The organism is Cryptosporangium minutisporangium (genome assembly GCF_039536245.1).
In the GTDB taxonomy this organism is placed as follows: Bacteria; Actinomycetota; Actinomycetes; order Mycobacteriales; family Cryptosporangiaceae; genus Cryptosporangium; species Cryptosporangium minutisporangium.
This window is the reverse complement of sequence record NZ_BAAAYN010000031.1, coordinates 44,135-56,719: the sequence shown is the minus strand read 5'-3', so window position 1 is coordinate 56,719 and position 12,585 is coordinate 44,135. Positions and strand designations below refer to the sequence as shown.

The 12,585-nt window shown below is 72.2% G+C and carries 9 protein-coding genes, 1 pseudogene and 1 riboswitch; of the genes and pseudogenes, 5 read left to right on the top strand and 5 right to left on the bottom strand.

The annotated features are described in order from the left end of the window. Positions 1-2 precede the first annotated feature (2 nt). Positions 3-1,180 (top strand): annotated as a pseudogene (locus tag ABEB28_RS24170) (MFS transporter). Here ABEB28_RS24170 and mtnB read toward each other — a convergent pair. Genes mtnB through mtnK form a run of 4 tightly spaced genes read right to left on the bottom strand, consistent with a single transcriptional unit; the run spans position 1,161 to position 4,805 of the window. After that, a complete protein-coding gene (gene mtnB / locus ABEB28_RS24165; protein WP_345730476.1) occupies positions 1,161-1,796 on the bottom strand; it encodes a methylthioribulose 1-phosphate dehydratase in 636 nt (211 codons plus the stop codon). The pseudogene ABEB28_RS24170 and the gene mtnB sit on opposite strands and share 20 nt — an antisense overlap. After that, positions 1,793-2,560 carry an acireductone synthase gene (gene mtnC / locus ABEB28_RS24160; protein WP_345730475.1) on the bottom strand — a complete coding sequence of 256 codons (768 nt, stop codon included), beginning with the start codon at positions 2,558-2,560 and terminating at the stop codon, positions 1,793-1,795. Before mtnC ends, mtnB begins: the two co-directional genes overlap by 4 nt. Further along, a complete protein-coding gene (locus tag ABEB28_RS24155; protein WP_345730474.1) occupies positions 2,557-3,603 on the bottom strand; it encodes a translation initiation factor eIF-2B alpha/beta/delta subunit family protein in 1,047 nt (348 codons plus the stop codon). The genes mtnC and ABEB28_RS24155 overlap by 4 nt, the downstream gene beginning before the upstream one ends. Then, positions 3,600-4,805 (bottom strand): S-methyl-5-thioribose kinase, encoded by a 1,206-nt coding sequence (gene mtnK / locus ABEB28_RS24150; RefSeq protein WP_345730473.1) that lies wholly within the window; start codon positions 4,803-4,805, stop codon positions 3,600-3,602. Before mtnK ends, ABEB28_RS24155 begins: the two co-directional genes overlap by 4 nt. Before the next feature lie 177 nt (positions 4,806-4,982). Here mtnK and ABEB28_RS24145 point away from each other — a divergent pair, with 177 nt between their 5' ends. Next, positions 4,983-5,285, top strand: coding sequence for a hypothetical protein (locus ABEB28_RS24145; protein ID WP_345730472.1), 303 nt, complete (start codon positions 4,983-4,985; stop codon positions 5,283-5,285). A gap of 3 nt (positions 5,286-5,288) precedes the next feature. On the opposite strand, the gene cobN is transcribed toward ABEB28_RS24145, so the two are convergent. Then, a complete protein-coding gene (gene cobN, locus ABEB28_RS24140; RefSeq protein ID WP_345730471.1) occupies positions 5,289-8,966 on the bottom strand; it encodes a cobaltochelatase subunit CobN in 3,678 nt (1,225 codons plus the stop codon). A gap of 83 nt (positions 8,967-9,049) precedes the next feature. Beyond that, positions 9,050-9,173, bottom strand: a riboswitch (cobalamin riboswitch). 100 nt (positions 9,174-9,273) lie between these two features. Here cobN and ABEB28_RS24135 point away from each other — a divergent pair. From ABEB28_RS24135 to ABEB28_RS24125, 3 genes are read left to right on the top strand one after another with little or no spacing between them, the layout of a single operon-like run. Further along, positions 9,274-10,443 (top strand): precorrin-3B synthase, encoded by a 1,170-nt coding sequence (locus tag ABEB28_RS24135; RefSeq protein ID WP_345730470.1) that lies wholly within the window; start codon positions 9,274-9,276, stop codon positions 10,441-10,443. A 50-nt stretch (positions 10,444-10,493) separates the two neighbouring features. Further along, complete coding sequence (locus tag ABEB28_RS24130; RefSeq protein ID WP_376980741.1) at positions 10,494-11,069, top strand: precorrin-8X methylmutase; 576 nt, start codon at positions 10,494-10,496, stop codon at positions 11,067-11,069. Then, positions 11,069-12,571 carry a precorrin-2 C(20)-methyltransferase gene (locus tag ABEB28_RS24125; RefSeq protein WP_345730468.1) on the top strand — a complete coding sequence of 501 codons (1,503 nt, stop codon included), beginning with the start codon at positions 11,069-11,071 and terminating at the stop codon, positions 12,569-12,571. Before ABEB28_RS24130 ends, ABEB28_RS24125 begins: the two co-directional genes overlap by 1 nt. The last annotated feature ends 14 nt before the right edge of the window (positions 12,572-12,585 follow it).

The following is a 12,585-nucleotide window of genomic DNA, read 5'->3' as shown; positions in this document are numbered from 1 at the left end:
CGATGGGACGCAACTTCACCCTGCTCTGGACGGCGTACGCGGCCAGCACCGCAGGCACCTACCTCGCGCTGGACGCCTTCCCGCTGATCGCACTGCTCGTGCTCGACAGCAGCGCGCTGGAGATCTCGCTCCTCGCGGCCGCCGGAACCGCCGTGGGGGCGCTCATCGCGCTTCCGTCCGGCCCGTGGGTCGAGTTCCGGCGCAAGCGTCCGGTGATGATCGGCACCGACCTGGTCCGCTTCGGGGCGTTGGCGTCGCTGCCACTGGCGTTCGCTACCGACGCCCTGACGTTCGGCCACCTCGTCGGCGTGGCCATCGCGGTAGCCGCGTCGGACATCGCGTTCATGGCGGCGAGCGGCGCCTACCTCAAAGCGCTCGTCCGCCCCGCCGACCTGCTCACCGCCAGCAGCCGGTTCGAGTCGACGCTGTGGACCGCGACCGCGCTCGGCCCGCCGCTCGGAGGCTGGTCGGTCGGCGCGTTCGGACCGCTCACCACCGTGGTGTTGAACGGCGTCAGCTACCTGCTCTCCGCCACCGGGATCGCCGCGATCCGCGATCGGGAACCGCAGCCACCGGCCCGCCCGGCGCCGCCGGGATCGCCGAGGGCTGGCGCTATCTGCTCGGCCACCCTCGGCTCAGGCCGCTGTTCCTCAACACAGTGCTGGTCAACACGCTGATCATGGCGACCGCGCCGCTGCTGGCGGTGCGACTCCTCGCCGAGCTGGACTTCGCGCCCTGGCAGTACGGGCTGGCGTTCGGCGTCCCGTGCCTCGGTGGGCTGATCGGCTCCCGGCTCGCCCGGCCGCTCGTCGCCCGGTACGGGCAGCGGGCCGTGCTGCTGACCGCCGGCACGCTCCGCGCGTGCTGGCCGATCGCGCTGGTGTTCATCGGGCCGGGAACGGCGGGGCTCGTCTTCGTCATGGTCGTCGAGTTCGGTCTGATCACCAGCATCGGCGTGTTCAACCCGGTGCTCGCCGCGTACCGGCTGGAACACACCGCCGCCGATTACGTCGCCCGGGTGCTCTCGGCCTGGTCGGTCACCCGGAACGCGCTGACCGCGGCGGCGACCGTCCTGTGGGGACTGCTCGCCTCCGTCAGCGACACCCGCACCGCGATCGGGGTCGCCGGATTGCTCCTGCTGGCCACCCCGGCGCTGCTGCCTACCGGGTCTCGACCTTGAACTGGAGCAGGAACTCGACGATCTCGGTGTGGTGACGGGCCTGGAGCAGGTCCCGGCCCCAGGCGTACATGCCGTGCCGAGCGACGACGACCGCGGGCACGCCGGGGTCGAAGACCTTCGCGACGTCGTCCCCGAGCACCTTCATGTCCTGCGAGTTCGGCACCACCGGGATCGCGACGGTCTCGTCGTGAGCGAGCCGCCCGATGCCCTTGAGCATCTCCAGGTCGCGCAGCTCGATGCCGTCCGGCCACCAGTGCCCGGCCAGCACGGCCTGCAGCGCGTGGACGTGCACCACCGCGCCCGCGCCCGACAGCGACGCGACCCGCGCGTGCAGTTCGGCCTCGGCGGACGGGATCAGGTCGGGCCGGGGTTGCTCCTCCACCGCCCGGCCGTACTCGTCCACGACGACGACGTCCGCACTGGTCAGCTCACCTTTGTCGAGGCCGCTGACGGTGACCGCGAGCCGCAGAGGGTTCCGGTTGAGCACGATCGAGAGGTTGCCGGAGGTCCCACGCATCCACCCGATACCGGCGAACCGCGCCGACTCCGCGGCCAGCGCCTTTCCGGCGGCTTCCAGGACGCCGCGCGCCTCGACGCGGTAATCGGGGCCCGTCATGCCCGGTCCTCGGCGACGTCCTCGGCGCGCACGTCCGCCTCGGGCTCCACGTGGATCTCCGCGAACGAGTCGACGACCGTGTGGTCGCCGAAGTCGGCCGCGTAGTTCGGCTCGCCCTCCCGGCGGACGCCGATCACCTGCCAGCCGGCCGCACGGGCGGCGTCCAGCTCGGCGGGCAGGTCGGTGAGGAACAGCGCCTCCCCTGCCGGGACGCCGAGCGCGGACGCGATCTTCTCGTACGAGCCGGCCTCCCGCTTGCTCCCGGCGCTGACCGTGTCGAAGTACGCGTCGATCATCGGCGTCAGGTCACCGGCGTCCGCGTGCCGGAACCACGGGACCTGGCTCGCCACCGATCCGGACGAGAACACCGCGAGCCGCACTCCGCGTCCGTGCCACTCCCGCAGCCGCGGGACGACGTCGTCGAAGAAGTGCGAGGACAACTCCCCGGCGGCGAATCCGGCCGCCCAGATCTGGCCCTGGATCGTCTTCAGCGGCGTCGCCTTGACGTCGCTGTCCATCCAGCCGTGCAGCACCGCGAGGACGGCGTCCAGGTCGGCGGTCTCGGCCAGCCCGCCCTCGGCGCGGATGGCCACGACCGCATCAGCGATCGCCGGGTCGTCCGCGTGCGACTCGATCCACGGCCGGAGCCGCGGCCTGGCGTAGTCGTACAGGTCGCCCTGCACGAAGCCGGCGGCGCTGGTGGTGCCCTCGATGTCGAGGACGACCACCCGGGCGGTCCAGGTGGGGAGTGGATGGGCGGTCATGAACGGTGCTCCTTCTCGGTGGTGCCGTGGTACTCGCCGACCCGGGCCGGCTCGAAGACGCCCCGGTCGGTGACGATCCGCCGGACGAACCGGGGCGGTGTGACGTCGAACGCCGGGTAGTACCCGCGCTCGACCAGCGGCGACGCGGTGCGCTCCCCCAGCGTGGACAGCACCTCTGCGCCGTCCCGCTCCTCGATCACGACGTCGGACGCGGTGGCGGCGGTGGGGTCCGGGGCGAGCACCAGCGCGTAGAACGGGACGTCGAACGCGGTGGCCGCCACGGCGTGGGCGAGCGTCCCGACCTTGTTGATCACGTGCCCGTCCATCGTCACCCGGTCCGCGGCCGTGACCAGCGCGTCGAGTCGGCCCAGCCGCGACTGACCGGCCAGGACCGACGCCGCCGTCGAGTCGGTGACCAGCGTCAGCGACTGCCCCATCTCGGCGAGCGTGTGCGCGGTGAGCCGTGCGCCCTGCAGGTACGGGCGGGTCTCGGTGACGACCCACTCGTACTGCCGCCCGGCGCGCGAAGCCTCCTGCACCAGCCCGATCAGGTACGCGTCCATCCAGCAGTGGGTGAGCACCCGGGCGCCGTCCGGCAGCAGGCCCGCGGTGAGCCGCCCCAGCTCCGCGCTGCCGCCCCGGTAGGCGGCCTCGAGCTGGGCAGCCTCGGCCTCGACGATCTGCGCGACCTGGTCCGCCGAGGTCGGGGCGGCGGCGTCCACCGCGGCGAGGACCTCGCGGACGGCGTCCCGGACGTGGTTGTTGGTCGGCCTGGCGACGGTGAGCAGCTGACCGTCGTCCGCCAAAGCAGTGAGGGCTTTCTCGAGCGAGGAACCCCGGTGCAGGCGCGCGCTCAACCGCAGGCCGGCCAGCCCGGCGTAGAACGGACCGGAGCTCTGCGTGACCATCTCGCGGATCGCGGTCGCGACCTCGGCCGCGGAGCGGGCGAGCACCCACTCCTGCCGAGCCGGGAAGACCCGGCGGTCGAGGATCCGTACCCCCTCGTCGGTCAGGCGGACGCTGTCGTCGAGCACGGGCCTCACTGCTGGGCCTCCCACGAGGTACTGACGAGGTGCGCGAGCGCGCGGGGATCCGGCCGACTACCGCAGATCTCGCGGTCCACGAGCAGCTTGTGGCCCAGACCGAGCACGACCGCCGACGCCGGCCCGGGGTCGGGCAGCGTCTCGAGGTCGGACGCGTGCGAGTAGCCCGCCACTCGCCGGACCAGCTCGACCGCCGCGTAACCGAGCGTGTCGTGCCAGACGCCCCGGAGGTGGCGCAGCAGCCAGCCGTCGTCGAGCAGCGGATCGACGCGACCGGGCCAGCCCTCGCGCCAGGCGGCGCAGAACGAGTCCCAGCAGTCGGCGATCGACAGGACGTGGTCGTTGCCCCGCTCGGCGTCACCCTGGGCGTAGGCGCGGACCGCGGCGATCACCACGTTGGCCAGGTAGAGCCCGAGGTCCAGACCGATCGGGCCGACCATCGCGAACTCCGGGTCGATCACCCGGACGACCGGCTCCCCCTTGCGGACGCCGACCATGACGCTGCCGCTGTGCAGGTCGCCGTGGACGAGGGCTTGGGCGTTCCCGCCGAAGTCCGCGCGCAGGGTGGCGAGTTCGGTGCGGACGGCGGGGTCGCTGCGGAGCTTCTGGAGTGCGGTGTTCAGCGCCGGATGGTGGTGATTGTGTTCGGCCGTCGTGAACGGGTCGCCGAGGAGATATTGCAGCGTGACCTCGGCGAGCAGCGGGTTCACCGAGTCGGCGAGCAGCGCGGCACGGGCCTGCGGTGTCGCGCCGGCGACGCTGGTCGCGAACGTGACCCGGCCGACGAGTTCACCCACCTCCGCGGACGTGCGGCCCAGGCCGGCGCCGTCGTTCAGGGCCGTGCGGAGGACGGTGAGGTCGGAGAGGTCCTCCATCGTGAACGCGAACCGCGGGGGGTCGACATCCAGCACGCGCGGCGTCTGGCGGGGGGCGTACTCGGCGAACCTACGGAGCGCGCGAGCCTCGATCAGGGCGCGCTCGGGGCTCATCGGGGCCGACGGCCCGAGCTTCTGGATCCACGGCGGCGCCTGCTTGACCGCGAGGCCGGCGATCGCGCTGTCGTCCGGGATCGCCACGAAGACCCGGTTCATGTTGCCGTCGCCGACCTCCCGCACGACACCGCTGGCATCGGCGGGCAGCAGTTCCCGGCCGACCAAATAGGCCCAGACCTCGGCGGGTTCGAGCACCACCGGCTCGGTCATGGGCCTCCCTCGTCGGACGTGTCATGGCTGGTCAGCCGTTCGACCGTATGCAGTCTCCCTCGCGGCACGCCGACCGCCCACCAGGCCTCCCACCTCCCGGACAACCACGACGATTCGCGGCTTATGCCCACCGTTTGAGGGGCGCGCGGTGTAGCACTCACGAGGCACTATCGCTGCATGAATGTCGCGCGGGACGCCGTCACGGAGTTGGCCAATACTCTGAGTAGTGACGCGACTGCGCTAGCACGAGTACTTCAGTCGGACGTCCTCGTCGACGCGCCCGCGATCCTGCGGGCGCTCGCCGTGACGACCTTGCAGCTCTCGTCCTCGGCCGCGGAGATGGCGAAAGCGGTCGAGGACGTGGCCGGGCCGTCCGCCGAGGAGCTGCGGGCAGTGCAGGGCGCGCTGGCCGAGTGCAGCTCCACGTTGCTGAACGTCGTGGACCCGGTCCGGCGGTTCAGCGACCGCGCCGCCCGCTGAGCCTCACTCGTCCTCGAGGTCACCCTCGGTGGCGAGGTACAGCTCCTGCAGCGCCGCCAGCGTCTCGTCCGCCGGGTGCTCCCACATCCCGCGGTTCGCGGCCTCGAGCAGCCGCTCGGTGATCGCGTGCAGCGCCCACGGGTTCGACTCGGTGAAGAACTTCTGGTTCTCGGGGTCGAGCGCGTACGTCGCGGCCAGGTTCTCGTACATCCAGTCCGCGACGACGCCGGCCGTGGCGTCGTAGCCGAACAGGTAGTCGACGGTCGCCGCCAACTCGAACGCGCCCTTGTACCCGTGCCGCCGCATCGCCTCGATCCACCGCGGGTTGACCACCCGGGCCCGGAACACCCGCGCGGTCTCCTCGTGCAGGCTGCGGGTGCGGACGGCGTCCGGGCGGGTGCTGTCGCCGATGTACGCCTTCGGGGCCTGCCCGGTCAGCGCGCGGACCGTCGCGATCATGCCGCCGTGGTACTGGAAGTAGTCGTCGGAGTCGGCGATGTCGTGCTCAGCCGTGTCGACGTTCTTCGCGGCGACGTTTATCCGCTTGTACGCGCTCTCCATGTCCGGCCGGGCCGGGACGCCGTCCAGGCCGCGCCCGTACGCGAACCCGCCCCAGACCGCGTAGACCTCGGCCAGGTCCTTGTCGTCGCGCCAGGTGCGGCTGTCGATCGCCTGCAGCAGCCCGGCACCGTAGGCGCCCGGCTTCGAGCCGAACAGGCGCATGGTCGCGCGCCGCTCGTCGCCGTGGTCGGCCAGGTCCGCGCGGACGTGCTCCCGGACGTAGTTGTCCGGCTCGTCGAGCGCCGCGACCAGCTGCACGGCGTCGTCCAGCATCGCGACGACATGCGGGAACGCGTCCCGGAAGAAGCCGCTGATCCGGATCGTGACGTCGACGCGGGGCCTTTGGAGTTCGCTCGCCGGAATGACCTCGAGTCCGTTCACCCGCCGCGAGGCCTCGTCCCACACCGGGCGGACGCCGAGCAGCGCGAGAACCTCGGCGATGTCGTCCCCGGCGGTGCGCATCGCCGAGGTGCCCCAGATCGAGAGCCCGACCGAGCGCGGCCAGTCGCCGACCTCTTCCCGGTAGCGGGCGAGCAGCGAGTCGGCCATCGCGGAGCCGGTCTCCCAGGCCAGCCGGCTGGGCACCGCCTTCGGGTCGACCGAGTAGAAGTTGCGGCCGGTCGGCAGCGTGTTGATCAGACCGCGCAGCGGTGAGCCGGACGGGCCCGCCGGGACGTAACCGCCGTCCAGGGCGTGCAGCACGTGGTCCAGCTCGTCGGTGGTCTTGCTCAGCCGCGGCACCACCTCGTTCGCCGCGAACTCCAGCACCCGCGTGACGAGCGCCCGGTCCGCGTCTGCGGCGGCGCTCGGCGTCGCGTCCAGAATTGACGCAGTGACCTCGGCTGCGACGGCGGGATCCCAGCCGCGCACGTCCATCTCCGCGACCAGGGAGCGTGCGATCGCGTCGATCGCGTCGACGTCGACGCGAGCCTCGTCGCCGGCCTCGGAGAGGCCGAGCGCCTCACGGAGACCCGGCAGGGCCGCCACCTGACCCGCCCACATCTGCCGGGCGCGGAGCATCGCGAGCACCAGGTTGACCCGCGCCTCGCCCTCCGGCGCGAGCCCCAGCACGTGCAGCCCGTCCCGGATCTGCACGTCCTTGACCTCGCACAGCCACCCGTCGACGTGCAGGATGAAATCGTCGAACTCCGCGTCGTGCGGGCGGTCGCCGAGGCCCAGGTCGTGGTCGAGACGCGCGGCCTGGATCAGCGTCCAGATCTGGGCGCGGATCGCGGGCAGCTTGGCCGGGTCGAGCGCCGCGATGTTCGCGTGCTCGTCGAGCAGCTGCTCCAGCCGGGCGATGTCGCCGTAGCTTTCGGCGCGGGCCATCGGGGGCACCAGGTGATCGACCAGCGTGGCGTGCGTGCGCCGCTTGGCCTGCGTGCCCTCGCCCGGGTCATTGACTAGGAACGGGTAGATCAGCGGCAGATCACCGAGCGCGGCGTCGGAACCGTCGGCGGCGGACATTCCGACGGTCTTGCCGGGCAGCCACTCCAGGTTGCCGTGTTTGCCCAGGTGGACGACGGCATCTGCGCCGAACTCGGCGGCCAGCCAACGGTAGGCGGCCAGGTAGTGATGGCTCGGCGGGAGGTCCGGGTCGTGGTAGATCGCGACCGGGTTCTCGCCGAAACCACGCGGCGGCTGGATCATCACGACGACGTTCCCGGCGCGCAGGGCGGCCAGCACGATGTCGCCGTCGTGGACGTAGAGCTCACCCGGCGGCTCGCCCCAGTGCTCGAGCATCTTCCGCTGCAGATCTTCGTCGAGGGACTCGAAGTACGCGCGGTAGGTCGCGGCCGGGATCCGGACCGGGTTCGACGCGAGCTGCTCCTCGGTGAGCCAGGCGGTGTCGTGCCCGCCGGCCTTGATCAGCGCGTGGATCAGCGCGTCGCCGTCCTGCGCCTCCACGCCCGGGAGGCCGTCTCCGAGGAAGTACCCGGCGTCCGCCAAGGCCTGCAGCAGCTTCACCGCGGACTTCGGCGTGTCCAGGCCGACCGCGTTGCCCACCCGGGCGTGCTTCGTGGGGTAGGCGGAGAGCATCAGCGCGATGCGTTTCTCGGCGGCCGGGATGTGCCGCAGCGCACCGTGCTTCACCGCGATGCCGGCCACCCGGGCGGCCCGCTCGGGGTCGGCGACGTAGACGGTCAGCCCGTCGGCGTCGATCTCTTTGAACGAGAACGGGACCGTGATGATCCGGCCGTCGAACTCCGGGATCGCGACCTGGGTCGCGTTGTCCAGCGGGCTCAGGCCGTCGTCGTTCGCCGCCCAGGTCTCGCGGCTGCTGGTCAGGCACAGACCCTGCAGGATCGGGACGTCGAGCGCGGCGAGCGCGCCCACGTCCCAGGCGTCGTCGTCGCCGCCGGCGCTGACGGTGGCGGGCTTCGTGCCGCCGGCCGCGAGCACGGTCACGACCAGGGCGTCGGCGCGCTCCAGCGTGCGCAGCAGCTCGGCCGGCGCCGCTCGGAGCGAGGCGCAGAACACCGGGAGCGCCTGGCCGCCTGCGTCCTCGATCGCGTCACACAACGCCTCGACGAACGAGGTGTTCCCGGCGACGTGGTGCGCTCGGTAGTACAGGACACCGATGCACGGACCAGTACGTCTCCGAACGTCTGCTGAGGTTCCGTACCTCGTTGTGGTCTCTGCGGCAGGACCTTCTCCCACCGGGGTCGGCGTGGGATCGGTTGCGGTCCGCGGTTGGCGCTCGAGGACACCCCAGGTCGGGGTGTCGACGGGAGGCGCGAAGCCGAGGCCGGTGAGCAGGACCGTGTCGCTCAGGAAGTTGTGGAGCTGCTCCAAGTTCGCCGCGCCGCCCTGGGCGAGGTACCCGTGGGCCTCCGCCGCAACGCCCGCCGGCACGCTGGACAGCTGCATCAGGTCCGCGTCCGGCGCGATCTCGCCCCCGAGTACGACGACCGGCCGCGGCCCGGCCAGCAGCGCGTCCAAGCCTTCCTCCCACGCCCGGCGTCCGCCGAGGATGCGGACCACGACCAAGTCGACGCCGTCGAGCAGCTCCGGCAGGTCGTCGACGCTGGTCCGAGCGGGGTTGGCCAGGCGGTACGGAGCTCCGCTGGCCCGCGCCGAGAGCAGGTCCGTGTCGGAGGTCGAGAGCAGCAGAATCACGCAGGGGTCCTCACTCGGGGTCCGCGCCCCGGGTCGTGTGGTTCGGCAACGGCTGTAGTGCCCGCTGCCTCTCGCGGCGTCCGGAGTCTCCTGGCTCCCGGATCGGTGCTCCCCTGCTCGCCTTCCCGCTGACGCAGTGGCTTTGGAGTGCAGGGTCGCTCCCCGGTGACAGTGGCGGGACCGCGCCGGATTCTCACCGGCTTCCTCCACCTGACACCGCTCGTGGCCTCTCAACACTGGTGATCGGGGTCGCTCCCGTCAAGTGGGCCCAATTGCGGTAGCCCGGGTGGCACGTAGCATCCGGCGTATGCCCACCGCCGTGCCCGCTCCGCGCCGCCTGGACGCCGACCGCTGTCCAGGCGCGCTGCAGGTGCACGAGGCTGCGGACGGCGGTTTGGCGCGGATCCGGGTCCCCGGTGGTGTGGTGAGCCTCACCCAGTGGGCCGCGCTACAGGAGTACGCCCCGCTCGACCTGACCTCCCGCGCGAACGTCCAGATCAGGGGCGTCGCCGACCCGACCGCGCTGGCCATGCGCCTGGCGTCCGCCGGGTTGTTGCCGTCCGCCACGCACGAGCGGGTGCGGAACATCGTCGCCTCTCCGCTCGGCGACGTGCGTCCGGTCGTGACCGGACTCGACCGGGAGCTCTGCGCCTCCCCGGACCTGGCCGCACTGCCAGGGCGTTTCCTGTTCGCGGTGGACTCCGCGCGGGACGTGGCGGGCCTGGGTGCGGACGTGACCGTGCTGCTCGGCTCCGACCCCGTCCCGGTGCTGCTGGCGGGCGTCGACTGCGGTCTGCGGGTCCGCGTCGACCAGGCCGTTCCCGCCCTTCTGGCGGCCGCGTGGGGGTTCCTCGCCGAGCGCCGGGCACAGGAGTCCCGGGCCTGGCGTCTGGCGGAGGTGGACGACGGACCGGCCCGCGTCGCCGCCCGGGTGGCCGACGCGCTCGGGGTGCCGTTGTCCCGTCCGGACGTCACCGCGCCGCCGCCGCCCGCCTCCGGACCGATCGGGGTGGCACCCGGCGGAGTCGGCGCGGTCGCACCGCTCGGGCGCCTCACGGCCGTGCAGATGGCGCGGATCGGTGAGCTGGCCCGGGACGAGATCATCGTCACTCCGTGGCGCGGTGTCGTGCTGCCGGGTGTCGGTGCTTCCGCGCTGGACGCGTTGACTGACGTCGGCCTGGTCACCGACCCGGCGTCCCCGTGGGCGACCGCGACCGCGTGCACCGGGCTGCCCGGCTGCGCCAAGTCGCTGGCGGACGTGCGCGCGGACGCTTCGGTCGCGCTCGGGGTAGCCCAACCTGCGCCGGGCCTCTCGCCGGTGCACTTCGTCGGCTGTGAACGGCGCTGCGGGCATCCCGTCGGTGTACACGTCGACGTGCTCGCCACGGCCGACGGCTACCAGGTCGACGGTTTCCCGGTCGACGACGTCGACGAGCTACCCGCGATCGTCGCGGCAGCCAGGAGGAGCAAGCAGTGAGTTGGCAGTACATCCGCGATGGGGCGGAGATCTATCGGCAGTCGTTCGCGATGATCCGGGCCGAAGCCGACCTCGACGGTCTTCCGGCCGACGTCGCACGCGTGGCGGTCCGGATGATCCACTCCTGCGGCATGGTCGACCTCGTCGACGACCTGGCGTTCTCCGCCGACGCGGTACCGGCCGCGGTCAAGGCCTTGCAGGACGGCGCGCCGATCCTCTGCGACGCGCAGATGGTCGCGTCCGGCGTCACTCGTCGACGCTTGCCCGCCTCCAACGAGGTGATCTGCACCCTCGGTGATCCCTCGGTGCCTGCGCTGGCGGCGTCGCTGGGCACCACGCGCAGCGCCGCGGCCCTGGAGCTCTGGCGCGATCGGCTCGAAGGGGCGGTCGTCGCGATCGGCAACGCGCCGACGGCGCTGTTCCACCTGCTGGACATGGTCGCCGCGGGTGCACCCCGGCCGGCCGCGGTGCTCGGTATCCCGGTGGGCTTCGTGGGCGCCGCCGAGTCGAAGGACGCCCTGGCCGCGAACGAGCTCGGGCTGGAGTACCTGATCGTGCGCGGACGCCGGGGTGGCAGCGCGATGACGGCCGGGGCGCTCAACGCGCTGGCCAGCGAGGAAGAGTGATGAGCGGTCGTTTGTACGGCGTCGGTGTCGGACCGGGCGATCCGGAGCTGGTCACCGTCAAGGCGGCCCGCCTGATCTCCGACGCCGAAGTGATCGCGTATCACAGCGCCCGCCACGGACGTAGCGTCGCGCGCTCGGTCGCCGCCCCGTACCTGCGCGAGGGGCAGATCGAAGAGCAGCTCGTCTACCCGGTGACGACCGAGAAAACTGCTCACCCGGGCGGGTACGAAGGAGCGCTGGAGGACTTCTACGCGGACTGCGCAGCGAGGCTCGCCGCCCACCTGGACGCCGGCCGGGACGTGGTCGTGCTCGCCGAAGGCGACCCGTTCTTCTACGGCTCCTACATGCACCTGCACAAGCGCCTCGCGCCCCGCTACGAGGCACACGTCGTGCCGGGCGTGACGTCGGTGAGCGGCGCGTCCGCGGTGCTCGGACGTCCGCTGGTGGAGCGGGACGAAGTACTCACGGTGCTACCGGGGACCTTGCCGACCTCGGAGCTGGCCACCCGGCTGGCGGGTCCGGATCCCGCCGTCGTGATGAAACTGGGCCGCACGTTCGGCGCGGTGCGGGAGGCGCTTTCCGAGGCCGGCCGTCTGGACGAGGCCTGGTACGTCGAGCGGGCGACGACGTCGTCCGAGCGGGTCGCGCCACTGGCCGACGTCGACCCGGACTCGGTGCCGTACTTCTCGATGGCCGTGCTGCCGAGTCGTCTCTCCCCCGGGCTTTCTGGCGCAGCGGCTGCCCCCGCTCCGGCGGTGGTTTCGGAGCGGGTCGGGGAGGTCGTCGTCGTCGGTCTGGGGCCGGGCGGGCGGGACTGGCAGACGCCGGAGGCCCAGGCCGCACTGGCCGCCGCCGACGACCTCGTCGGGTACGAGCCGTACCTCGACCGGGTGCCGGCCAATCCCCGGCAGCGGCGTCACCCGTCCGACAACCGGGTGGAGGCCGAGCGCGCAGCGTTCGCGCTGGACCTCGCGTCTCGTGGGGCCCGGGTCGCGGTCGTGTCGTCGGGGGATCCGGGGGTGTTCGCGATGGCCGCGGCGGTGCTCGAAGTGGCGGAGGAGCCCCGCTGGAAGCACGTGCCCGTACGGGTCGTACCGGGAATCACTGCCGCTCAGGCGGTGGCCAGTCGGGTGGGCGCCCCGCTCGGCCACGACTTCTGCATCCTGTCGCTGTCCGACCGGCTCAAGCCCTGGGAGACCATCGCCGCCCGACTGGATGCCGCTGCGGCGGCGGACTTCGTGATCGCGATCTACAACCCGGCGTCGAAGAGTCGCCGACACCAGATCGTGGCGGCGAAGGAGTTGCTGCTGAAGCACCGGGACGGGGACACCCCGGTGGTGATCGGCCGGGACGTCGGCGGCTCGTCCGAGAGCGTGCGGGTGGTGCGCCTCGCCGACCTCGAGCCGTCCGAGATCGACATGCGCACGCTGCTGATCGTGGGTTCCTCCCAAACCCGCTCCGACGGCCACACCGTCTACACGTCCCGCCGCTATCCAGGCTGACAACGCCATATGGA